Genomic DNA, 24284 nt, shown 5'->3' on the forward strand with positions numbered 1-24284 from the left:
TCGCTCTGAATCAGGCATCTTGAAGTCGCTTGGGTATATAAGCACTGTTAACTAAGCGTCCCTCGTTATTACAAATGATCGGTAGTAGATCTTTTTTAAAGCTTTCTAAAGAGATGTATTGGGAATGAATAGCTGCTGTTTTTATCTCCACGTATTCCTGAAATTCAGGTGGAAATACCACAGTCACTTCAAAGCGACCGCCGTTAAAATCATTACATGTGATCACTCTTTTCATCCACGAAGTCATATATTTCTCTTTAAGGTATGATGCACTGTATTTTAAAAGAATACCATTCCATATAAATTTGTAAACCCTAAATTCGAATTTATAACTAGAGTCAATGGATATGTAACCTCAAGCTGCGAGGTTCTACGAGAATGACGAGGAAAATAAAAGACAATAAAAAACGGCAGAATATGAATTATTCTGCCGTTGATAAAAGAGTTAAGCTGCTAGCGATTAATGATTTTCTGCGAGTTGCTGATCTTTAGTCATGTGGCGAGTTGAGTACAATTTGTAACTCATGATCGCAATGACCAATGCTTTAATGATCATCATTTGAGGATTACCAAAGTAGCCCGCCATACCGACAAAGCCAGAGAGCAACATTAACATGCGGTAGTTTTTCAATGACGTCATGTAAAGCGCTGCCACAATAATAATTAAATCACCGTATTGAAGCGCAACGGTAAGCGTTGGCTCGGCAATAAACGCACTGATCGCAATGTAAGTAATGTATAAAATCGCTGTTGCCATGATAGCGGCAAGGGTATTAACAACGGCTTTGCCTGTTTTAGTAAAGTCTTTTACATAGCGATAAGCGTTAATGGCATTCACTGACAGGTTCAAAATCACTTTTGACCACCATCCCATCAGAATAGACCAAACAGTATCATTTGTTGCTGATGCAAAAGCAGCATAACGGGTGAATTTCATGCTGTTGAAAATCGTAAGTAGGATATATAAGACAACCGATGTCCAACCTAATACTTCTTTTAATAGATCAACCAATGTGAATATCTCTCAATGATGCCATTGAAATTCAAGGCAATATAATAGTGTTTGGTTCTAATGTTTAACGATATAGCAACATTATTAACTTACGCGATAGGTGAGCGCGCGCAATCCTACCATAGTTGTCATTTCCATGACATTGGTAAGGCTTTATATTTTCTTTTAATTCGAGTGTTTTTTTAGCGGGTAAAATAAACTCACTTCACAAAATGAAATATTGGATCGTTATATCAATAAGTTAGTTAAATAAGTATTTATGCGTAGTGAGTGAGAGACAATAACATCGCTATTTAATAAGAGAAATTTAGCTATCTACGTAGTTATACGTATAAAAAGTAAGTTAAAAATTTAACGATTTTTAACATCACTCCGTAGTCATGCTCATTTTTTCTTTTGGGTGGTTAGGTCACAGTTACTCTGAATCTAATCTATCCCCAATCATTGAAAGCAAGGATGAGTGAATGAACATTATTCATAGTGCTGTAAAGCGAGTGGTGAAGAAAAGCCTGATTGTTGCGTTAGGGTGCGCGGCAATGCTTTCAACCACAGCTCACGCGTCAGAAAAAGTGTATCGCCTAAAATTAGCGGAAACATGGGGACCAAATTTCCCAATTTTTGGTGATGCGACTAAGAACATGGCGGCAATGGCAGAGAAAATGTCGAATGGACGGTTAAAAATTCGTATTGATTCTGCGAATAAGCACAAAGCGCCACTAGGTATTTTCGATATGGTGAAATCGGGTCAGTACGATATGGGTCACTCAGGCTCGTACTACTGGAAAGGTAAAGTGCCGAATACGCTTTACTTTACATCAATGCCATTTGGTATGACACCTGCCGAGCAGTATGCATGGTTCTATCACGGTGGTGGTATGGATCTGATGGAGCAAGTGTACGCACCACATAATTTGCTTTCATTCCCTGGTGGTAATTCCGATATTCAAATGGGCGGTTGGTTTCAAAAAGAAATTAACACCGTTGATGATTTGAAAGGGTTGAAAATGCGTATTCCGGGTTTCGCTGGTGAGATCTTAGCGGAAGTGGGCGCAAAGCCAACCAATATTGCACCAGGTGAGCTTTATACATCGCTAGAGCGTAACACCATTGATGCCCTTGAGTGGGTAGGACCATCGCTTGATTTACGCATGGGCTTCCACAAAATTGCCCCTTATTACTACACGGGTTGGCATGAGCCGGGATCTGAGCTGCAATTTCTTGTCAACAAGCGTACTTTTGAGCGTTTACCTGAAGACTTACAAGAGATCTTACGTGTAGCGATGCGTACGGCTGCTTATGACATGTATACCCAAGCGACACACGCAAGTGGTAAAAACTGGTCAACCATTCAAGAAACTTACCCTGATATTAAAGTCAAAGACTTCCCACCTGCGGTATTAAAAGCGCTACGTGACGCGAACGATCGACTACTTGCTCAACACGCAGAAAAAGATGAGCAAGCCAAAGCGATCCAACAATCACAAGCGGATTACTTAAAGCAAGTACGTTCTTGGACCAACATTTCACACCGTGCTTATCTCAATAGCCAAGCACAATAAACCTGTCTGAACACACTGAGTCATTTCCCTGCCTTTTACATATATCGGGTCGCCATTATATGTACTTAGGCAGGGCTTCCATGGAGTAAGGAATGAAAAGTCTCATTACACTGGAGCGATTGTTCAATCGCATTGGTGATGCCCTTGGCTGGTTAGCCAGTATTTTATTTTTACTATTATTGCTCAATGTCGTTTATGACGTTGTTATGCGATACGTTTTTAACGATGTTTCTATCGCCTTTCAAGAAATGGAATGGCATCTGTTTTCTGCCGTTTTCTTATTAGGTGTGCCTTATGCCATCCGTGCGTCAGGACATGTTCGTGTAGACGTGTTTTTTGAGCGTCTTTCCCGCAAGACACAAGCCATTATCGATATTCTTGGCACTCTGTTTTTGTTATTGCCTTTCTGCTTACTAGTGACTTGGTACGGAATTGATTTTGCCAAAGAAAGTTATCAGTTAGGCGAAACTTCAGGCGATCCTGGTGGGTTGGCTTATCGCTGGATCATCAAAGCCATGATCCCATTATCATTTGGTTTAATGGCGATCAGTGGACTTGGGCTGATTGTTCATTCTCTTAATACCTTGGTTAATCCCCAAGCCTCTTCATCTAAACAAGATCAGTAAAGGAATACGTCAATGATCGGAATAGTGATGTTTTTTGTCGCCTTGTTTGCACTCTTGTTAGGCTTTCCTGTTGCCTTTACCTTTGGTGGTATTGCCTTAATTTTTGGCGTATGGGCAGAAGGGCTCGATATGTTTGCGTTCATGCCGTACCGCATTCAGTCGATTATGGAAAATACGGTATTAATGGCGGTGCCGCTGTTTGTTTTCATGGGACTGGTGTTACAAAAAACACGTCTTGCCGAACAGTTATTAGAATCCATGGGGCGATTATTTGGTGGCGTCCGTGGTGGTATTGCCATTTCTACAGTCTTAGTCGGAGCATTGCTTGCAGCATCCACAGGTGTCGTTGGGGCATCAGTGGTAGCGATGGGGTTAATATCCCTACCTGTAATGTTGAAATACAATTACGATAAGGGGCTTGCCTGCGGCACCATTTGTGCGTCTGGTACATTAGGGCAAATCATCCCACCGTCAATTGTGTTGATCCTATTGGGCGATGTTTTAGGAGTGCAGGTTGGAGACTTATTCCAAGCAGCATTATGGCCGGGCTTTGTGTTAGTCGGTGCTTATATTCTTTATATTTTAATCTACGCCAAGCTTAATCCAGACGCTGCACAACCAATTGAACGTGATGCCAGTGTGAGTCGTTCAAAAGAAGTGTTCGATGCATTGAAAGCGGTAGTACCACCATTGGCACTCATCGTTGTGGTGTTAGGTTCTATTTTTGTCGGTATTGCAACACCAACGGAATCAGCAGCATTAGGCGGTTTTGGTGCGATCGTGCTTGCTGTGATGTACCGTGCCTTTAGCTGGAATATGCTCTACCAAGCAGCGAAAGAAACCGTCAAAGTAACAGCGATGGTTTTTGCTATTTTGCTCGGGGCAACCGCATTCTCGATGGCATTTACTTATACCGGAGGTGATTATCTGGTTGAAGAATGGATGATGGCACTACCGGGCGAGAAATGGGGCTTTTTGATCATTACCATGTTAGTGATTCTGATCTTAGGTTTCTTTATCGATTTTGTTGAGATCTGTTTCATTATCGTACCTATTCTTGCCCCTGTTGCGGAAATGATGGGTATCAACATGACGTGGTTTGCAATTCTAATTGCGATGAACCTGCAAACCTCTTTCTTAACCCCACCATTTGGTTTTAGTTTGTTTTACCTTAAAGGGGTTGCACCTGCTGGCGTTACGACGCGAGATATTTACCGTGGTGTAATGCCATTTATCGCCATTCAAATAGCAGTACTTGCTTCCATATTGGTATTCCCCGGATTCTATGGCATGGGTTAATACTGATAATGTGATCTATAAAAGTAAAACTTGATAACAAATTGTTAATATAAGCTGATGGTAAAACATCAGCTTTTTTTGTTGTTTGAGAGGTGACCATGCCATTAAAAGCAAAGTTAATCTTACTGACATTGCTGCCTTTATTGATCGTTACTGCCAGTATTAGTTGGATCTCGATTTATCAAGCGAAAACCCTAGGGCAAAAAGAAGTTACCGTATTTCGTGAAAGCTTGATTAACGCAAAAGAAGCGGCATTAAAAGACAGTGTCGATCTAGCATTGGATGCTATTGCCCATATTTACCATGATCCAAATTTAGATACTTCAGATGCTCAGCAGCGTGTTAAAAAAATCCTAACTAACTTACGCTATGGCACAGATGGTTACTTCTTTGTTTATGATAAAAACGGGGTCAATTTAGTCCATCCGATCATGCCTGAGCTTATTGGTCAGAACCTGATTAACATTCAAGATCAGCAAGGAGATTATTTAATCGCTTCATTGTTATCACAGGCGCAAAGTGGAGGCGGTTATCACCAGTATTTGTGGCAAAAACCATCGACAGGTGCCACCGTTAACAAGCTCAGTTATTCCGAGTGGTTAGATAAATGGGAATGGATGATTGGAACGGGGCTATATATCGAAGATGTCAGTGAAGACGTTGATATGATGCAGCAAGCGATTAACCATAATATCGACACCATTTTCTTCTCTATTGTAGTGATATTAACGGTGACCGTTGCGGTGATCATCGTTATTACCTTAGCAATTAACTTACATGAACATCGCTTGGCTGACAGAAACTTAAAAGAGCTTGCCCATAAAACGGTGATGTTTCAAGAAGCAGAGAAAAAGCATTTAGCCCGTGAACTTCATGATGGGATCAATCAGTTATTGGTTTCCAGTAAATGTCATTTAGAGTTACTTAGTATCCAATCAATTGACAGTAAGTTTGTCGATTACCTAAATAAGTCAATGTACTCGCTGACCTTAGCGATTAATGAAGTACGACATATTTCCCATAAGCTAAGACCAAGTGCATTGGATGACATAGGTTTAGAGGCGGCATTAACGACATTATTGCAAGATTATCAATCTCACTCAGGTACCCAGGTTGATACCTTGTTTGATACTCAAGCAGGACGCTTAGATTCTGATGTCGCAACCACCTTATATCGTGTAGTGCAGGAATCGCTCAATAATATAGTAAAACATGCAGAAGCCACCAAAGTGGAAGTGCATTTAAAACAAATGGGTAACTTATTACAGTTGATCATTCGTGATAATGGTAAAGGTTTTGATAGCCAGAATAAGAATCAACAAAAAGGAATTGGTTTACGCAATATGCGTGAGCGAGTGGAGTTTATTGGCGGTGAGTTTGAACTCAGTAGTGAGCAGGGATTCGGCACTGAGCTTACCGTATTATTAAATTTGGATGGCTTAGTCTATGACGGAACAAACGATTAAGGTTGTCATTGTCGATGATCACCAAGTGGTGATTGATGGCTTTATGGCACGATTACAATTAGAGCCTGATATTGATGTGATAGGTACAGCGAGTAATGGTATCGAAGCATTAGAGGTGATCAGCCAACTTGATCCCGACGTGATATTAATGGATATCAGTATGCCGATCATGAATGGTATTGATGCCACCGCACAGATAAAAAAGCAGTACCCTGATGCGAAAGTGTTAATGTTGACCATGCATGATAATCGTGAGTACATCATGAAGGTGATGCAGGTAGGAGCGATGGGCTATATGTTGAAAGAAATTTCGGCAGAAAAAATGGTGCAAGCGATCAAAACGGTCAATCAAGGATCCACTTATTTTTGTGAAACCACAAGCCAGACTATTTTTACTCAAGCTGCTACTCCCATTGCCGCTCCTGAAGTGAACCCATTAAGCCGACGTGAAGAGGGGATTTTAAAACACGTAGCGCAAGGCCTTAGCAGTAAACAAATAGCCAAAGCGCTAGATATAAGTTATCGCACCGTTGAAACCCATCGACAAAATATCAAACATAAATTAGATCTACACTCGACGGCAGAGCTAGCAAAATACGCTTTAGAAAAAGGATTAGTTGATTAACAGTATGCTTTGATGATGAAAAAATAGATGAAATATAAGAATTGGAACATCAAATAAGCGTTTGATTAAAAAAAGAGAATAAAACTATTTACAGCCAAACAAACTATGCGTATTATTCGCCGCACTTACGGAGAGATGGCTGAGTGGTTGAAAGCACAGGTCTTGAAAACCGGCATACGTTAATAGCGTATCTAGGGTTCAAATCCCTATCTCTCCGCCATATTCTAGAGATTCGATGATATCGGGTTTCTTAAAGAATTGGAGCGGTAGTTCAGTTGGTTAGAATACCGGCCTGTCACGCCGGGGGTCGCGGGTTCGAGTCCCGTCCGCTCCGCCAATACAACGAAGCCTCGTCAGCAATGACGGGGCTTTTTTGTATCTGAAATTTAAGCTAGTTATTGGGACTGTATTGATGCACCTGATACGGGGTCGAGAGTCCCGCTGGAATGCCAGCCCAGCCGTTCCGCCAATACAACGAAGCCTCGTCAGCAATGACGGGGCTTTTTTGTATCTGGAATTTAATCGCTATTCACACTGTAAATTAGGTATTCTAGATAACTCGTTTCAGTAATAAAAAGCCAAACAAAGTGCTTGTTTGGCTTAAGAGTTGCTATTACTCGCCGTTATACTTTTGTTCAAGTGCTTGTGCGGCTAGATAACCCTGATGCGTGCTTAACTGTTCAAAATAGCGTTTGATATTCGGATAATCAGTTAAGATGCCATAGGTGTTAAGGATTTCAGCAATGAACGACATCATGAAATCAGCACCCGTTAATCTCTCTTCAACAAGGTAAGTTTTACCAGCTAAGCGTTGATCAAAGTATTGCATGACTTTTTGCGTTTCCATGTCGGCATAATCGCCAAGGAAATTCATTTTCGCACCATCTTTCGTGACAAACATCTTCAAAAGTAGCGGTAAAATTGCTGAGCTTTCTGCAAAGTGAAGCCATTGAATATAATCAATATAAGCATGTGTGCCACGCTCAGGTTTAAACTTACCATTACCATAAGTATCGATAAGATATTCAGTGATCGCACCAGATTCGGTAATGATCATACCGTTATCTTCTAGTACAGGTGATTTACCTAACGGGTGAACACTTTTTAACTCTGGTGGTGCAAGAAACGTGACCTTATCACGGCAATAAGGCTGGATCTTGTATTCGACCCCGAGCTCTTCCAATAACCAGATTATACGTTTTGAACGAGATTGATTTAGATGGTGCAAAGTAATCATATTAATTCCCTTTTCGTTACAGTTAGCTGACTTTAACCACTAATTTGCCGAAGTTCTTACCTTCGAGTAAGCCGATGAAAGCTTGTGGTGCATTTTCTAATCCTTCAACGCAATCTTCGCGGTAATGGATTTTTCCTTCTGCCAACCATTGCGACATATCTTGTGCAAATTCGTCGTAACGGTGGGCATAATCATCAAAAATAATGAAACCTTGCATCTTGATACGCTTAACAAGCAGCTGTCCCATTAGCATATTCATACGATCAGGACCTTCTGGTAATGAAGTCGCATTGTATTGAGAGATCAAACCACAAAGAGGAATGCGAGCATCGGTATTTAATAGTGGAAGAACCGCATCAAAGACTTTGCCACCCACGTTTTCATAGTAAACATCGATACCATTTGCACAGGCTTGGCTAAGTTGCTCAGCAAAATCAGCAGCGTGGTGGTCGATACATTCATCGAAACCTAAAACAGATTTAGCGTAATCACATTTTTCTTTGCCGCCAGCGATGCCTACAACACGGCAATTTTTGAGTTTACCAATCTGCCCAACCATAGAACCCACAGCGCCAGTCGCTGCAGCAACAACAATGGTATCTCCCGCTTTTGGCTGACCAATGTCGAGTAAGCCCATGTAAGCTGTAAAGCCTGGCATACCCATAACACCTAATGCATAGGAAGGGTGGGTTGGATTCATGCCTAGCTTGATCAGTCCTTCACCATTGGAGATTGCATAATCTTGCCAGCCAGTAAACGCTAATACCCACTCACCAACGGTAAAATCAGGATGATTTGACTGTTCAACTTGGCATACGGTACCGCCAACCATCACACCACCGATCGCGACAGGCTCTGCATAAGATTTTTTATCGCTCATACGTCCACGCATGTAAGGATCAAGCGATAGGTATTTGGTTTTAAGTAAGATCTCACCTTGAGCAGGTGTCGGAATTTCAGTTTGATTGAGCGTGAAATCAGTTGATTGTGGTGCCCCAACTGGACGAGAAGCTAATAATACTTGGCGATTGATAGTTGTCATCATGACTCCTTAAATACAATTAGACCAGTCGTCTAGTTGTTGGTTATAAAAAATCCCGCCATCAGCTTAGTTCAAATAGTAATGGCGGGTTGTATTCTTTATTTTGCTGTTAATAGCATTTTTGTTGTTGCTAATGCTTGCTCTAAGCCCGATAAATCTTGGCTAAGTTTGTTAAGTAAACTTGCCCCTAACCATAAATGGTAAAGGGTTTGTGCCATTGCTTGGCTGTCACATGTCGCAATGGATCCGTCTTTGATCCCCGCATCAATTGCACTAGCAATCAATGACACTACATTATTGGCGCCTTGCTTTAATGCTTCACGCATTGGTTCTGATAGATCAGACACTTCTGCACTTAGCTTAACGACTAAACATTTATTGGCATTACAAACGCCATTTTCCACTTTGATCCAGAGATTGAAATAATGGTTAAGGCGTTCGAATCCTGTTTCTTGTTCATTATGTAAAACATGAGCTACACGTTGTAAATAATGCTGAAAATAGTATTGGATCAAAGCTTCACCAAATTGCTCTTTTGATTTGAAATAATGGTAAAAAGAGCCTTTTGGCACATCAGCAGCATTCAGTAACTGCGATAAACCGACACTAGTGAAGCCTTTGGCAACGACTAACTGGTAACCAACATCAAGAATATGCTGCTTTGTATCATTTGTTTTTTCGTTCATAGCGTCACTATAGATTAAATTAGACCAGTCGTCTAGTAATCACAAAAGATGGATGCATTGTAAGAAAAATTAGCAATGCTGGATAGCGAAACCACAATCAAGGTTGATGTCAGCGAATTAACTGATTGAATGGCTTTCTGAAAGGGCAAAATCGTGTAACTATAGCCACAATCTAGCAGGAATGGTTTATTGACGTTAATTTCTGCACTTTTTATTCGCAACAAAGGTTATGCACGATGGATTTCCAACAATATTACGAAATCATTATTGAAGAGTTAGTTGATAATTTTGATTTAGATGACGGTGAGTACTACGGTGACGTTGTATTGACTGATGAGCTGTATCAAGCAAGTTGTGAAATCGCGAAAAAGTTTGATGTTGATTTTAATGGCGAGCAATCAGCATTGGCTGTGCTTGAAGCATCGAAACAAGATGCAGCAGAGCCAGAGACATACTCAGTATCAGCGGCAGCGGTAGGTTGTGTGGTTGATTACTTAGAAGATAACTTTGTTGTTGAGTTTGAAGACGAAGATTTCGACGATGAATAATATTGCGTAATAGCTTAATATCTGCAAAGCCGACACGTTATGTCGGCTTTCTTTTATCTCACGTATAGGGAATGTAAAGCCGTGTTAGAGTCAACATTAATGGCATTTGTTGAGCAGCAAGCTATCTCAGATGCAGCTCATGATAAAGCACATATTTTACGAGTAGTTAAAATTGCCAAACAGTTATGCCAACAAGAACAGGCTCAGTTAGATGTGGTGATGGCAGCAGCTTATTTACACGATTGTGTATCGGTAGCGAAAAACGATCCTCGTCGAAAGCAAGCATCGTTACTTGCGGCAGATAGAGCAATTGAGTTTTTATCGGCGAAACAATTGCTACAGAAGCAGCATGATGCAATACACCATGCCATTGTTGCCCATAGCTTTAGTGCCAATGTTGAGCCATTAACTTTAGAAGCCAAGATAGTTCAAGATGCAGATAGGCTCGATGCATTAGGGGCGATAGGCTTAACCCGTTGTATTCAAGTCGGCACCGCGTTAGGTCGTCCATTATATAGCATTGATGATCCGTTCTGTGAAACACGTGAACCTGATGATACAACGTATACTATTGATCACTTTTACGTAAAATTGCTGCGATTAGCCGATACTATGCAGACATCATCGGCAAAAGAAGAGGCATTAAAGCGAATTGAATTTATGAAAAGCTATCTTCAGCAATTATCGTCTGAAATCTAAGTTGAGTGAATTTTAAGCGTAATGTTGTGCGCTTTCCCTTCATGTTGCCGTGTATATCTTATTTTAGTTGTTTTATTAACCACTTAAACATAATGGGTATTTACATTGTGACATGATGACCGTATTATTCGTCGCACTTACGGAGAGATGGCTGAGTGGTTGAAAGCACCGGTCTTGAAAACCGGCATACGTTAATAGCGTATCTAGGGTTCAAATCCCTATCTCTCCGCCATATTCTAGAGATTCGATGTGATCGGGTTTCATAAAGAATTGGAGCGGTAGTTCAGTTGGTTAGAATACCAGCCTGTCACGCCGGGGGTCGCGGGTTCGAGTCCCGTCCGCTCCGCCAATACAACGAAGCCTCGTCAGAAATGACGGGGCTTTTTTGTATCTGAAATTCAAGCCCGTTGCTGGAGTTGTATTGGTGCGCGTGACACGGGGTCGAGAGCCCCGCTGTGATGCCAGCCCAGACGTTCCGCCAATACAACGAAGCCTCGTCAGAAATGACGGGGCTTTTTTGTATCTGAAATTTAAGACCGTTATTGGAATTGTATTGGTGCACCTGACACAGAGGCGAGACTCTTGTAAGAAGAGTCATTCAGTTGGAATATCAACCTTTTTGATTTATATAATTTGCTTGTGCCATCGCAATAATAGAAGCGGTTAAGCGGAGTGCTGCATCAATAGCTTCGTCAGATTCATTGAGATCTCTAAGTAGCTCTACATGTCCATGCAAACAGCTATATCCTTGGTTAACCATGCAAGCGGCAATACAAGCATAGTAATAAGCGGTTTCATCTTCGACATCGAGATCATGGAGTGGAGTGAGCTCTAGCGCATTGGTTCGTTTAACGTTAGATAAATTTAGCGTATTGATTGCCATGTAATAGCTATTAGTCATCGCCATACGCATTACAGCATGTTTGATATCTTGAAGTCGAAGTTCATTAATATCACCAACTTGTTGTTTGATACGCTGTAAAACGTCTTCGTTTTTACATGCCAATGCTGCTGCGTAAGCAACATATTGGATTCGATTAATGGTTAGAAGAGATTGCCGTGAGATTAATGAATAAAGTAATTCTGAGTGTTCAAAATGCGTGTCAGTTGTCGGCATGGTACGCTTCCTTATTGAGAATATGTAACCAAAATTTGTATCGTGTATTTTTATATCCTATGCCTGTGGTTAACTTATGCAATTGACAGTTATGCAGCATTACTATGTAAAAATGATCCTAGTGAAATGTATTCATCAATATAAAAAACCAGTTAGCATCTACCAACTGGTTATCTGTATTAATCACAGGTGCAAGGTGTTTTAATTTGTTTCGGTTACACAAGCACTTAAGTTGAAGGTTGTATCTTCTTCAGTATAACTCTCACCACTATGAGTTAAGTTCTTACTTATATGTTTATCGGTCTCTGAAGCTGTATTTGTCCAATAATTAGTGTTAACTGGCCAGCCATAGGCTTCTTTAAGATCATCGATAGCAGTTTGAAGTATATTTAACTCATATTCGGTTGCTAGCCTTTTCCCTAACTGCTGGCAACTAGCATTGGATTGTTGCCATGTACCAACACCCCACATAGCCCCATCTTCAAAAACATAGTTATTTATATTATTGTCAAACATTAGTTCGGATAAGCTAAATGTAGTGCCCATTACCGAAAATTCTTTTTGTACATAAGTGCTAGTGAGTGTTTCAACGTTACTCGTTATTTTATTTTCATTTATGCTAGTTGCATAAATATGTACAGGGATATCAGTTATACTCGCTGCCAAAACAAGATTTCTTGCTTGAACAAAAGAACTAGGCAACTGTTCTTGATCTAGTTGCCAATTAACATTATTCGTTATATCTAAAGAGATAATATCACTAGATTCATCTGTAATATAATCACCTATTGCTTTGAAAGTACGAGTTTTATTTAAAGGTACGATTAATGGATATTGATGTATTTCAGAAATTGTGATGTTCTTTAGTATCCCTGCATTAACATTAAATTTTCTGGATGTTGAAAAAGCAGAATCTGAAATGTTAGCTGTAATCGACGCTGAAACGAAATTTCCTGCTGGTAAAAAAGTGTGGTGTCCTATTTTTTTTAAGATCTTTTCATCAGAACTAGACCATGTCATAAAAGAAGTTAAATCAGCAGTAACGCTCTTTGAATTATTTGATTCTAAGTAGTAACCAACAGCTGAAAGCGTTGTTTCTATACCGTTAATTAATTTTCCTGATTTATTAGGAGCGACAATGTCAATATGACTTAATGTAGCATCAGCAATAGTGAGCTCTTGTTGATTACTTTCAACATTGAACATTTTCGCTGAAATAATCGCTTTACTATTTGCTGTCCCACTATAAGCGGTGAAAATATTGCTATTATTGATGTTATAGAAAATATTTGGTGCACTTGAAGTCCATTCAACATCTTTTGTAATATCAATTTCTTTACTAACTTTATTATTATCAATATCTTGATAAATACCCATTGCAGTAAAGGTGCGGCTAGTTCCGTATAAAACGCCACTAATAAGCGGTGCATTTTTAGATGAAGTTGTTGAGCTAATAATGATTTTTTGAAGCGTCGCATCGCTGACTTCTAATGAAATGGTATTACTACTAACACCATGAAAAGAAGCGGTTAATGATGTGATATCGCCAAAATTACCTACAGCTCTAAAGCGATTCTTTTCTGAAAAATCTTGAGCAAAACTTGTGTCATCCTCCATCCATGACACGTAATTCGCACCATCACGTTTTGAGTGGTCACTCCATTCAACAATACTTTCTAGTGTTATTGATGTTCCTTTTGGCACATAAACCATTTGGTTATTATCAAACGTTGCTGATTTGATACTAGGTGAAACAGTAATAGCAATAGGTTCTAAAATAGAGATTGGTAAAGTCGCAGTAATGTTGTTTACTTTAGCGACAATATTGGTTTGTCCAATTTTGTGTGTCTGTAATTGTGATGGTTTAACAAAACTGGCTAAAGCAGGATCATTACTTATCCACTGCACTGATGAAGTAATATTAGCCGAACTGCCGTCGTTATAATGTCCGATAGCTTTAAATATGAGTGCTGTATTTAATAATGCTTCATTGGGCTCTAGAACATTATTTTCTGAAACTTGTTCTATAGTTATTTTTTCTAGTTTCTTCTTAGATGCATCATCGTTGCTATCACTATTACTGCCACCACATGCAGCTAATGTTGAAATTATAGTGATAAAAATAAATGTTAATGTAATAGAGTTTTTAATTGTATTTTTTATGTGCTGTAACAATATAAGCAAAATGACTTCTCATCGATTATTTGAAACAGTGTATTTTATAGGGCTTAACGTTGTTGAAGTAATAAGATTGGGACAATAAATAACAGGAAAAGGACAGTTTTATATGTTTAAGTCTCAATGTGAAATATTATTAATGGATTTGGCTTTATTGCTTTGACTAAAAGTTATTGAAAATCGTATTGTCGTCTATATTTTAAGCATTCGAAAGCTCTTGTATTTACAATATAAAAAATAGTGAGTACTATACGCGGCATGGAGAGATGGCTGAGTGGTTGAAAGCACCGGTCTTGAAAACCAGCATACGTTAATAGCGTATCTAGGGTTCAAATCCCTATCTCTCCGCCACATTTTAAATAAAAAAGCCGTTGATTTATCAGCGGCTTTTTTACATCTAGCAGAACAAAAATCACCTATGCCAATGGGGTGAGACAAATGTATCTGTACGCGCTACCTTCTAGTTTCTCCTGCACAGGCACTTTTGTGCTTTAGACAAGATCATACTCTGATTTATTTTAATGTTTTTAGAATTTTTAGATCTTGGGCTAAGGTAAAATCAAGTTGATGCTTTTTGGCATAGTACATGGCTTCATCAGCTTTACTGATTAAAGTAGGCAAATGCTCACCTTCAAAAGGGTAGTAGGCTATACCCACACTAACACCCACACTAATATGTATCGCAAGAGAGGCGATATAAATAGGTTGAGTTAAATCATGATGAATACGTTTTGCAGCATGTTCCAATTCGGCATGTTGATTATCAACCGTGCTTAGCTTGAATATAACAAGGAACTCATCACCACCAATGCGAAAAACATAATCATCCGATGGAAATAATCTTTTTAGCCGTTGAGCGATTTTTTTCAATAAAATATCACCTACGTCATGCCCATATTGATCATTAACAGGTTTAAAACGATCAAGATCTAAGAAAGCAATACCGAGAGACTGACCTTTGAAGAGTTTAGGGTAATCGTGTTTAATGAGATCCAGGTAGCGTTGATTTAGCAACCCGGTTAAAGGCTCACGGTTTAACTTGTTTTCAAGTTCACTAATGGAAGCTTGAATGCTTGTGAAATCGTGAATTATCGCAATAGCACAAGGCTTGCCTTGATATTCTAAGCAGGAAATAGAAATGCGTAGCTTAATAGGTTGCCCATTTTTTTTATAACAGGTGATAAGGTTTCGCTCACTCATGACTTTTGGTGCTGATTGATGTTTGATAAATCGAGCCACATTTTCATCATGTGTATTGATTGATGATGGATTTATTAAATCGCTAAGTTGCATATCAAGAAGTTCATTCTTTGAATATCCTAATAAAGTGCAACATGCGTTATTTGAAAAAACAATCTTGCTTGTTTCATTCACAATAAGGACGGCATCCCCCAGGAAATCAAGCAACTTATTTATAGATGAATTGTTATCCATATCTTACATCTAATCAACAGAATAAATTCTTATTGTAAATAATTATATTAATAAATCCTAACGATTAATGAGGTTACTTTATAAAATTTAAGCAGTGACGCTAGAATATCCCTGTTGTTTCTAGCCGAAAGAGCAAAGTGATTGGATCTGAGTAAAATTGGGTAATTGCGAGCCTGTACTCGCAATTCTAGAAAGAGTGGTAACTGAACTCTTATAGATATGGCGATATTTAGGGTTAAGCCATCTCAGAAAATAGGATATTGAGGTCGTAATTTTCTCGTTCAAGTGAGCGTTTGAGCGTATTTAATGTTTTGATTTGTAGTTGGCGAATACGTTCTCTTGTTAAGCCAACAGAATCTGCCACTTCTTGTAAGGTATGAGGTTCATACCCCATTAACCCGTAACGACGGCACATGATCTCTCGATCTCTAGATGGGAGTTTATGAAGGATCATATTGGTTACTTTCATTATATCGTCGCTATCAACTTCAGCACTCGGTGATGCAATTTGCTCGTCAGCAACTAAATACGCAACTGTGTTGGAGTTTTCATCATCACCTAGCGTTTGTTCTAATGAAACAACGTTAACTTCGCTCGCGAGTAAAGATGAAATTTCATTTATGTCTCGGTTTAATACGCGTGCAATATCATCTTGTGTTGGTTCATTATTATTAACTTTCATCAACTCACGATGTGTCCGCAGTAAGGTATTAATTTCTTTTGATACATGAACAGGAAGGCGAATTGTTCGATTTTGATTGTGAATGGCGCGTTCAATGGTTTGTTTAATCCACCAAGATGCGTATGTTGAAAAACGAAACCCTTTTTCGGGATCAAATTTATCAACGGCTGTCATTAAACCGATGTTTCCTTCATCGATTAAATCACTTAATGAAAGTTTTGATGCACGATATTTTTTTGCAATACTGACGACAAGTCTTAAGTTCGATTCAACAAGTATTTTTTTTGCGTTAGTGTCGCCCCTTAAGAATTTGCGGCTATATTGAATCTCATCTTCTTTAGTGAGTAATGGTTTATTGGATATATCATTGAGATATAAACGTACAACATCGGCCTCAAAACTTACTGCTTCCATTTTATTGTCCTTAATAAAATTAAAACTCAGGTGTAATGCAACCGCTACGTTGCTGTATTGTTAATCATTTAATATTGATTGTTAATGAAAGGCAATCTTCAAGATGAGGTTATTTATAGCTTTGATAGTAGTTGAGATTAAAATGAGAAAAATAGCAAACGACAATTAATCAGATATATGAATGTATTGAGCTTAAATCTAAGGTGTATTTTTGCGATATTATTTTGTTTATCGTTTTTATTTTATAGGCGTATGATTTAGCAAAGAATAAAAATTTTAATAATAAGAGTTTATCTGTATGTCTAAATTGTTAACAAATGTTACATTAGCAACCGCATTTCTAGTTCCAGTTTTCTTTTCTTACGCTAATGCAGCAGAACCTGCTGGAAATTCTATTGTTGTTCAGTCTTGTGTTGAGAATCAGAATCTTGATGAACAAGGTTTAATTCATTGCTATCAACAAGCTGAAATGACAGCAAAAGATCAGGTATTTAACTTGTCTGGTCAAGGTGAGCACTACAAAATATCCATTAATAAACGATGTCAGCAACTTGAGGTGCAATTAAAGTCTAACACGACACTGATTAAGTCAGAGAAAGCCGCAAAAATTGCAGCTTGTTATGCGAATGGTTGGGCAAATGCACGAGATGAAGTGTTAAACGAAAAATACTGATTTATATTAAGCGTTTATAACGGATGTGTACTAAGTACCCATCCGTTTTTTATTGGTTGCGCGCCAGATCTAAAATCGCTGAATAAAGTACCATCGTTGCTGGATCTTCTTTGTGTTTTTTCGGGCATACAAGGTAATAAGTCGGCTTTTTATCATTGCAATAAGGCATGTTAAAAGCGTTAACGAGCTTTCCATCGTTAAGTTGTTTTTGCACCAAAATTTTATTGACGTAGGCAATACCTAATCCATTACATGCGGCTTCGATAGCTTGAATAGAATTTTGAAAAAAGATTTTATTTTGATCTATTGCTGGCTTTATTTTTAGATTGTGTAACACGAGATCCCATTGAATGAGGCGATTCGTTGTTTCAATCAAAGTCACTTCTTGCAATATTTGTGGGGTGATTGTTGTAACAACGTGGGGTAAATAGTTAGGCGCACAAACAGCAATCATTTCTTCTTCAAATAACTTATCGAATTCGACATGCTCTGGTGCTTCTAACCCATAGCGGATCGCAATATCGATATTGTCTTTATTAAAATCCAGCGTTTCTAATGTATCAATGAAATTGAGTGAAATACCTTGTTGAGACAAATGTCGCATGTTAATCAATGGTAATAACCATTTATTGAGTAATGTAGGTGGTATCGCAATAGATAACTTTTTATTTTTGCTTGCCATGCCAAGGTCTGCCGTTGCCTGCTCTAATTCATTTAAAATAATAGAGGTGCGACTAAAATAGCGTAGTCCAGCATTGGTTAGAGTAATACTACGGTTATGGCGCTGGAATAATTTTTGATCAATAAACTCTTCAAGTGTGTTTATCTGATGGCTTACCGCCCCGGGAGTAACACATAATTCTTCTGCCGCTAATTTAAAACTTTGTAGTCGTGCTGCTGCTTCAAAATACACAATGGCTTTGATGGGGGGGATAACGCGCATTAAGATTCCTTCAAGGTACTTTTTCTCAACTCACAATATAGTTTTATTGATTTGTTGAATTAATTTATTCGTTCCATAATTAAAACCGCAAAAACGAGTTTAGCAGTATACCAATTTCGTATTTACTTTGTGCTGCTAGATCCTAAATTATTCGAACATGAGTACAGATAATGAAGATCAAACAAGTTGTAGCCGCTGTTCTTTTAGCTGCTCCTGCATTTATGTCACATGCAGCAATGACATTAACAAGCCAAGATATCACCAATGATCATACGCTACAAAATCAGCAGCTGTTTAATCAGTGGGGCTGTACTGGTAGTAATGTTTCACCACAATTAAGCTGGAAGGGTGTACCTGAAGGTACGAAAAGCTTCGCTGTTACTATGTATGATCCAGATGCGCCAACAGGTAGTGGTTGGTGGCACTGGAGTGTAGTCAACATTCCTGCAAACGTACATAGCTTAGCAGCTGGTGCTGGTGCTGTTGGTGGTAAAGATCTACCAAAAGGCGCAAGCATGGTAACGAATGATTTTGGATTTAAGGGCTTTGGCGGTGCATGTCCTCCACCAAATTCAAAACCTCATAACTACGAAATTACAGTATATGCATTAAATACTGCGTCGATTAAGCTGCCAGAAAATGCATCACCAGCGTTAGCGGGTTATAACATTCTGTCTCATGTTATTGGTAAAGCTCAGTTAATTGCACCGACAAATGCACGTTAATGTATCTTGTCATGAAGAGCCACATTGAGTGGCTCTTTTTTTATCTGTAAATAGTCGAAATTATGTCAGTAACTGAACGGGTGTTATATATGGAAGGTTCAGGGATTGGGCGACGCTTTGGCAGGTAATATGACCTCGATATACGTTAAGTCCATTACAGAGATGTTTATCATCAAGTAATGCTTGCTTGTAGCCTTTATTCGCTATCGCAATAATGTAAGGAAGCGTGGCATTATTTAGTGCAACAGTAGAAGTACGAGCAACGGCACCCGGCATGTTCGCTACACAATAATGAACAACATCATCAACAATGTAGGTTGGCTTATCATGGGTTGTTGCATGGGATGTTTCGACACAGCCACCTTGATCGATAGCCACATCGACAATGGCAGCCCCTGCTTTCATTGCTTTAACCATTGCTTTCGTCACAAGTTTGGGCGCAGCAGCACCAGCAATGAGCACGCCACCAATTACAAGATCAGCGTCAAGTACATGTTTCTCAATGGCATCATGAGTGGAATATACAGTATTCACGCGCCCATTAAATTGAGCATCAAGGTGACGTAATACATTAATATCACAATCAATGATCGTGACATTGGCGTTGAGTCCAATTGCCATTTGAGCGGCATTAGCCCCCACGACACCGCCACCAATAATCACTACATTTGCCGCCTCAACACCAGCAACACCACCTAATAATACGCCTCGTCCTCCTCGCGATTTTTCTAGGGCAAAAGCGCCTGCTTGGATCGACATTCGGCCAGCAACTTCAGACATAGGAGCAAGTAATGGGAGTCTTCCTGCATCATCAGTGACCGTCTCATAAGCAATACCGATGGCCTTACTTGCTATTAATTCATTGGTTTGTAGAGGATCAGGGGCAAGGTGAAGGTAAGTGAATAATATTTGGTTCTCGCGCAGTAATAACCGCTCACTGGCTTGAGGCTCTTTGACTTTCACTATCATTTCAGATTCAGCAAAGATGTCTGCGGGAGTCGATAAAATTTGTCCGCCAGCTTGAATGTAATCTTGATCTTGAAATCCGATCCCAGCACCTGCTTGGGTCTCAATATAAACGGTATGACCGTGTGTAATTAGTTCTTTTACTGAGCTTGGCGTCATCCCTACGCGATATTCATGGGTTTTGATCTCTTTAGGTATCCCTATAATCATAGTGTTACCTCCTATCTATGATTAAAGATGCTGTTGAAATAGTTATTATTGAAGCAACAAGTCATGCTTAAAAAGATGGAATCTATAACTATATTTTAACGTAAACTTAAAATAAGGTGCTTAATGGTGAGGTTTATTCGGTTTTTTAAGGAGGTGCTATTGGGTAAGGGAAGTGTTTTTTCTGGAAATTAGTATTGTAGCAAAGCTAATTTCTGATTTTGTACTTAGTAACAGGTTATAAATCTACCAGTGTACAAAAATATGAACAGCTTAGTGGGGCATTTTATGGTGTGATGCTAGGGGAAGTTAATAAAGCAGAAGGAAAAAGAAGTGAGAAAGGAGCATAAAGAATGTTACGTATAAAAATAAAAGCCGCCTGTTAATATAGCGGCTTATACATTTAATGAGATAGAAATTAGATTTCGAACTCAGAAAGTTGTGCACCTTGGTCAAGCAATTGCTGAAGTGCTTTAGGAGTACGGCCTTGGCCTGTCCATGTTTTTTCTTCGCCATTTTCGTCAGCGAATTTATATTTAGCTGGGCGTGCAGCGCGCTTTTTCTTCGCTTTTGGCGCATCACCAATAAGTGCAACAAGCTCTTCTGCAGTAATACCTTCTGCTTCTAACAGATCACGGTATTTTTGAAGTTTCGCTTCTTGTTCTTTATTTTGTGCTTTTTCGGCAGCTTCTTCTTCACGGCGTTCTTCAACAACCTGAGTGAATTTTTGAAGACCTTCTTCTAGGTCTGAAACTGACATTTCACGTGCTTGAGCACGTAGTGAGCGTAGGTTTAATAGAATATCAATCATGTAAATTTTATTCTGAAATAAGAGGAATTAATTAGGTACTATTGTACTTAAGTTTTTAAATAAGGCACGAAAAATAGAGACTATCTTTGTAACTAAATCTCATTTTTTAAATTTATTTTAAATATTCCGTTTAAAGCAAAAATAGCTTATTTGCGAACAAGATCTCGTTATATTCATTTAAGATGAGGGAATAGGTGAAAAATGGACACATTTCGTCAGTTTTGAAACAGGCTCACTGTAATGCTTAATCAACACTTAGATATGATTTTTTATTTAAATTCAATGATTTGAAATTATTGTTGGATGTTACCAAATTTAACAATCCACATACCATTAGTGTTGGTTATTGTTTTAATTTCTTTTATATCATTGACTTATCTGTTTTGTTTTTTTGTTATGCTAATAAGAAATATTAATTATCCTCTGTAAGATTATTCTCATATAAATTTCGACACTAAGAAGGTGTGCTATCACACTTGATATGGATAGCAATACGTTACGCATTTATAACGTGATTGCCTTATCTCGTGATACACATTGATGCGTTGTTATAAGCCCTAATTAAAATAAAGAGAATATTCAACTATTGGTAATAGTCACATTGCTTGTAGCCTTTGCCGTCTCGAATTTTAGCATTGCTAATGCCCACCATTGCCAGGGTGAGTTTCTATCTGCTTGTACTGTAACTTGTGATGCAGATGGTAACTATTGAGGCGGTTTAGCGCCAAGCCAAGCATGTTGTACATTATTTTCAAAAAAGTAGTTATCTCTTCATACAAAAAATGAAATGACGCACTAAAGATAACCTAGATACTTCCTTCTCTTAACTGGCAGAAACTGGTTTAAGCCGCTAGGCCCAGTTCCACCGAGATTATCCAAAAGAGCTAGAAGCCGAGTAGGTATAAGCGTATCAGCTTATGTTGTAGCTGAAGCGCACCTAGCGGAGCAAAACTCTAGTAGAAAGTCATTTTGGGTTATAAGTGTAGGGGAGTTATATAAAGCTAAGTAATTGATGGATCAAAGCAGCTATTTATTTGGCTATTTTTAAGCTGTGAGATTAATAATACATCCGTTATTTTATTGACGTATTTTGTGTTGGTTTTTTGACGATTATAAAATAATAAAATTTAACTTCTCATTAGGATGTTTAAAAATCTAATTTCTATTTTACCATTTTGTTTTTTTAAGCGTTAATTTTGAAATAAACATTAATGTAACATTTTCAAATGTAACAAAAAGTATTCTCTCAGCGCATGTGTGATCTCATTTTATTTTTAAAAACAATAGATTAAAATTTGTTACTTTAGCTTTTATCGTGTTGATTAATTTTGTTTGTTATGTGCTTGTTGTATTTTGATTTATAAAATACACAAGCAAAAGGGAGAGGTTCTTTTTTGCCTTCACTAAATAAAAATAACCACAGAAAAGTGGATTGAAATAGTGATACTGAAATAGCGATATATGTATTGAATCAAACTTATGTCGTCAAACAATATTGAGAAAAACGATGTCTTCTAAATTCACAAAACTATCTTTATCTGTTGCATTTGCTATTGCAAATGTTGCTGCAATTGGTGCTGCAAACGCTCACGGTTGGGCTGAATTCCCAAGTGCTCGTCAAAATACGTGTTACAACGATGGCGGTTACTGGTCAAATGCAATCCCGAATGCGGCATGTAAAGCTTCATACGATAAATCAGGTGTTGAAGCTTTCATTCAACGTAACGAAGTTGCGTCATTGAACCCTAACTACAATGATATCAACACTGTTAAAGCGAACATTAAAGATGGTCAACTTTGTGCAGCGGGTATGCCGGGTAAAACGGGTCTAGATGTACCACATAAAGATTGGCAAAAAACGGAAATCGTTCTTGATGCAAACGGTGAGTTCGATTTCGTGTGGACAGCAACAGCGCCACACAACCCATCGTTCTGGGAATTTTACCTAACTAAACCAGGCCACGATTTTACTCAACCTTTAAACTGGGATGATCTAGAACTCGTTCATACGGTAGGTAATGTGATGCCAAATGCTGGCACACCTTACAAAACGTACAACTTTAAAGTGAAGCTTCCAACTGATCGTTCAGGTGATGCAGTACTTTATACTCGTTGGCAGCGTATTGACCCTGTGGGTGAAGGCTTCTACAACTGTAGTGATATTACCATTAAGCAATCTGGCAATGGTGGTGAAGTAACGCCTCCACCAGTTGTTGGTGGTGATATGAACGCAATCCCAGGTTACTTTGTACCTGCGGGTTACCAAACACCAGCTGTAGGTGACATTGTACGTTTCCGTCTAATGGCACCAGTAACAGGTGAAGAAGTGTTTGATCACCGTTTAGTGATCACTGCTGCTAACCAAGCAACATGGGCAGAAACACTAGCAACTGAACTAAATGCATTGGATTCAGAAAAACTATTCGTAGGTGTTTGGAACCAAGCCGCTGCTCAATACGAGTTTAATGCGTCAAATGTTCATGCAAACCAAGTATGGGTTTCTGAGAAAGATTACGCATTTGCAGTAAGTACAATTAAAGCACTTGAGCCGCTACCACCTGTAGATCCTGAAGAGCCAGAAGAGCCAGTAACACCTGAAGGTAGCTGGAGCAAAGCGGCTGTTTATCAAGGTGGTGATGTGGTAACTCACATGGGCAAAACATGGAAAGCGAGCTGGTGGACACAAGGTGAAGAGCCAAGCAAAGCAGATGTGTGGAAACAAGTACTAGCTGAAGGTGAAAAACCAGAAGTGGGTGGTTGGTCTGCAACAAAAGTTTACTACGAAAATGACGTGGTAACTCATAACGGCGATAGCTGGAAAGCTGGTTGGCACACGAAAGGTGAGGAACCTGGTACAACTGGTCAATGGGGTGTATGGCGTAAGCTGTAATCGCTCATTACTTTAGCCTGAATAAAGCCTATGGAAACATGGGCTTTTTTTGTATTCTATGTTAAAAGTATTTGATTATGAGTTCAAAAAAGCAGTTAGTCACTCGGGTTGAGAAGAGTATAAAGCACGCATTAGTAAAGAAAGGATATATATCACTCTGCTCTATTGTTGAAAGTCAGTATAACGCAAATCAAAAATATCCTTTAAACTTAAGAAAGAATACGAAATTCTTATCTATTTGCGGTTTCTCAACGTATAAATCTAGTCGTAATATCTTTGATTTATCAACACGTAAATATGCTAAACTTAAGAATATAGTTAAAGATCGGTACAAAGAATTAAAGTCACTGCATGATTTATATTAAAAAGTGAAGTGATTTTAATTAGGTTTTTAAATGGAATTCAATAAAAGAAAAAGAGGGAATATTTTTATTCCCTCTTTTTG

General features: G+C 38.7%; 22 protein-coding genes and 5 tRNA genes. 15 read left to right on the top strand and 12 right to left on the bottom strand.

Annotated elements, in window-relative coordinates; translation table 11 throughout:
• Positions 1 to 10 precede the first annotated feature (10 nt).
• On the bottom strand, positions 11 to 247 hold the full coding sequence (locus Q7674_RS01780) for a hypothetical protein (protein WP_045064110.1): 237 nt from the start codon (positions 245 to 247) through the stop codon (positions 11 to 13).
• A 213-nt stretch (positions 248 to 460) separates the two neighbouring features.
• On the bottom strand, positions 461 to 1012 hold the full coding sequence (locus Q7674_RS01785; protein ID WP_305422388.1) for a hypothetical protein: 552 nt from the start codon (positions 1010 to 1012) through the stop codon (positions 461 to 463).
• Between the two features lie 464 nt (positions 1013 to 1476).
• Here Q7674_RS01785 and Q7674_RS01790 point away from each other — a divergent pair, with 464 nt between their 5' ends.
• The 7 genes from Q7674_RS01790 (at position 1477) to Q7674_RS01820 (ending at position 6924) form a co-directional block, all read left to right on the top strand.
• On the top strand, positions 1477 to 2571 hold the full coding sequence (locus tag Q7674_RS01790) for a TRAP transporter substrate-binding protein (RefSeq protein WP_023934547.1): 1095 nt from the start codon (positions 1477 to 1479) through the stop codon (positions 2569 to 2571).
• Between the two features lie 92 nt (positions 2572 to 2663).
• Positions 2664 to 3197: a TRAP transporter small permease subunit gene (locus Q7674_RS01795; protein ID WP_045064108.1), complete on the top strand. Its 534-nt coding sequence runs from the start codon at positions 2664 to 2666 to the stop codon at positions 3195 to 3197.
• 12 nt (positions 3198 to 3209) lie between these two features.
• A complete protein-coding gene (locus tag Q7674_RS01800) occupies positions 3210 to 4496 on the top strand; it encodes a TRAP transporter large permease (RefSeq protein ID WP_305422390.1) in 1287 nt (428 codons plus the stop codon).
• A 98-nt stretch (positions 4497 to 4594) separates the two neighbouring features.
• Positions 4595 to 5962 carry a cache domain-containing protein gene (locus Q7674_RS01805; RefSeq protein WP_008988849.1) on the top strand — a complete coding sequence of 456 codons (1368 nt, stop codon included), beginning with the start codon at positions 4595 to 4597 and terminating at the stop codon, positions 5960 to 5962.
• The gene (locus tag Q7674_RS01810) at positions 5943 to 6587 is read left to right on the top strand and encodes a response regulator transcription factor (protein WP_045064106.1); all 645 of its coding nucleotides are present in this window, start codon (positions 5943 to 5945) and stop codon (positions 6585 to 6587) included. Before Q7674_RS01805 ends, Q7674_RS01810 begins: the two co-directional genes overlap by 20 nt.
• A 129-nt stretch (positions 6588 to 6716) precedes the next feature.
• A tRNA-Ser gene (locus Q7674_RS01815) sits at positions 6717 to 6807 on the top strand.
• A 40-nt stretch (positions 6808 to 6847) separates the two neighbouring features.
• Positions 6848 to 6924: transfer RNA gene (locus Q7674_RS01820), tRNA-Asp, on the top strand.
• 276 nt (positions 6925 to 7200) lie between these two features.
• Here Q7674_RS01820 and Q7674_RS01825 read toward each other — a convergent pair.
• From Q7674_RS01825 to Q7674_RS01835, 3 genes are all read right to left on the bottom strand, one after another.
• The gene (locus tag Q7674_RS01825) at positions 7201 to 7824 is read right to left on the bottom strand and encodes a glutathione S-transferase family protein (protein ID WP_045064104.1); all 624 of its coding nucleotides are present in this window, start codon (positions 7822 to 7824) and stop codon (positions 7201 to 7203) included.
• A 22-nt stretch (positions 7825 to 7846) separates the two neighbouring features.
• Entirely contained in the window at positions 7847 to 8869 is a 1023-nt protein-coding gene (gene curA, locus Q7674_RS01830) for an NADPH-dependent curcumin/dihydrocurcumin reductase (protein ID WP_045064102.1), read from the bottom strand.
• Positions 8870 to 8964: 95 nt separating this feature from the next.
• Positions 8965 to 9552, bottom strand: a complete 588-nt coding sequence (locus Q7674_RS01835; RefSeq protein ID WP_045064097.1) for a TetR/AcrR family transcriptional regulator — start codon at positions 9550 to 9552, stop codon at positions 8965 to 8967.
• 236 nt (positions 9553 to 9788) lie between these two features.
• On the opposite strand from Q7674_RS01835, the gene Q7674_RS01840 reads away from it, so the two are divergent.
• The 4 genes from Q7674_RS01840 to Q7674_RS01855 all read left to right on the top strand — a co-directional run bounded on the left by Q7674_RS01840 (position 9789) and on the right by Q7674_RS01855 (position 11148).
• Positions 9789 to 10100 carry a hypothetical protein gene (locus Q7674_RS01840; protein WP_008988854.1) on the top strand — a complete coding sequence of 104 codons (312 nt, stop codon included), beginning with the start codon at positions 9789 to 9791 and terminating at the stop codon, positions 10098 to 10100.
• A 39-nt stretch (positions 10101 to 10139) separates the two neighbouring features.
• Entirely contained in the window at positions 10140 to 10799 is a 660-nt protein-coding gene (locus Q7674_RS01845; protein ID WP_045064095.1) for an HD domain-containing protein, read from the top strand.
• A 141-nt stretch (positions 10800 to 10940) separates the two neighbouring features.
• A tRNA-Ser gene (locus tag Q7674_RS01850) sits at positions 10941 to 11031 on the top strand.
• Between the two features lie 40 nt (positions 11032 to 11071).
• Positions 11072 to 11148 (top strand) — tRNA-Asp (locus Q7674_RS01855).
• Positions 11149 to 11409: 261 nt separating this feature from the next.
• On the opposite strand, the gene Q7674_RS01860 is transcribed toward Q7674_RS01855, so the two are convergent.
• Together Q7674_RS01860 and Q7674_RS01865 are read right to left on the bottom strand one after the other, a co-directional pair.
• The gene (locus Q7674_RS01860) at positions 11410 to 11916 is read right to left on the bottom strand and encodes a hypothetical protein (protein ID WP_045064094.1); all 507 of its coding nucleotides are present in this window, start codon (positions 11914 to 11916) and stop codon (positions 11410 to 11412) included.
• Positions 11917 to 12117: 201 nt separating this feature from the next.
• A complete protein-coding gene (locus Q7674_RS01865; protein WP_305422393.1) occupies positions 12118 to 14100 on the bottom strand; it encodes an adhesion domain-containing protein in 1983 nt (660 codons plus the stop codon).
• 254 nt (positions 14101 to 14354) lie between these two features.
• Here Q7674_RS01865 and Q7674_RS01870 point away from each other — a divergent pair.
• Positions 14355 to 14445: transfer RNA gene (locus Q7674_RS01870), tRNA-Ser, on the top strand.
• A gap of 162 nt (positions 14446 to 14607) precedes the next feature.
• Here the strand turns inward: Q7674_RS01870 and Q7674_RS01875 are convergent.
• Together Q7674_RS01875 and rpoS are read right to left on the bottom strand one after the other, a co-directional pair.
• Positions 14608 to 15528 (bottom strand): sensor domain-containing diguanylate cyclase, encoded by a 921-nt coding sequence (locus Q7674_RS01875; protein ID WP_305422394.1) that lies wholly within the window; start codon positions 15526 to 15528, stop codon positions 14608 to 14610.
• Between the two features lie 235 nt (positions 15529 to 15763).
• Positions 15764 to 16624 carry an RNA polymerase sigma factor RpoS gene (gene rpoS / locus Q7674_RS01880; RefSeq protein WP_045064090.1) on the bottom strand — a complete coding sequence of 287 codons (861 nt, stop codon included), beginning with the start codon at positions 16622 to 16624 and terminating at the stop codon, positions 15764 to 15766.
• Positions 16625 to 16922: 298 nt separating this feature from the next.
• Here rpoS and Q7674_RS01885 point away from each other — a divergent pair, with 298 nt between their 5' ends.
• Positions 16923 to 17297, top strand: coding sequence for a hypothetical protein (locus Q7674_RS01885; protein ID WP_045064088.1), 375 nt, complete (start codon positions 16923 to 16925; stop codon positions 17295 to 17297).
• Positions 17298 to 17346: 49 nt separating this feature from the next.
• Here the strand turns inward: Q7674_RS01885 and Q7674_RS01890 are convergent, their stop codons facing one another.
• Complete coding sequence (locus tag Q7674_RS01890; protein ID WP_045064087.1) at positions 17347 to 18240, bottom strand: LysR substrate-binding domain-containing protein; 894 nt, start codon at positions 18238 to 18240, stop codon at positions 17347 to 17349.
• A gap of 170 nt (positions 18241 to 18410) precedes the next feature.
• On the opposite strand from Q7674_RS01890, the gene Q7674_RS01895 reads away from it, so the two are divergent.
• Positions 18411 to 18965: a YbhB/YbcL family Raf kinase inhibitor-like protein gene (locus tag Q7674_RS01895; RefSeq protein WP_045064085.1), complete on the top strand. Its 555-nt coding sequence runs from the start codon at positions 18411 to 18413 to the stop codon at positions 18963 to 18965.
• 60 nt (positions 18966 to 19025) lie between these two features.
• On the opposite strand, the gene ald is transcribed toward Q7674_RS01895, so the two are convergent.
• Positions 19026 to 20141 carry an alanine dehydrogenase gene (gene ald / locus Q7674_RS01900; RefSeq protein ID WP_045064083.1) on the bottom strand — a complete coding sequence of 372 codons (1116 nt, stop codon included), beginning with the start codon at positions 20139 to 20141 and terminating at the stop codon, positions 19026 to 19028.
• Between the two features lie 415 nt (positions 20142 to 20556).
• Complete coding sequence (locus Q7674_RS01905; RefSeq protein ID WP_008988864.1) at positions 20557 to 20949, bottom strand: H-NS histone family protein; 393 nt, start codon at positions 20947 to 20949, stop codon at positions 20557 to 20559.
• 1507 nt (positions 20950 to 22456) lie between these two features.
• On the opposite strand from Q7674_RS01905, the gene Q7674_RS01910 reads away from it, so the two are divergent.
• The gene (locus Q7674_RS01910; protein WP_045064082.1) at positions 22457 to 23839 is read left to right on the top strand and encodes a lytic polysaccharide monooxygenase; all 1383 of its coding nucleotides are present in this window, start codon (positions 22457 to 22459) and stop codon (positions 23837 to 23839) included.
• Positions 23840 to 24284: the final 445 nt, after the last annotated feature.

It is taken from the genome of Photobacterium leiognathi (assembly GCF_030685535.1).
Classification (GTDB): Bacteria; Pseudomonadota; Gammaproteobacteria; order Enterobacterales; family Vibrionaceae; genus Photobacterium; species Photobacterium leiognathi.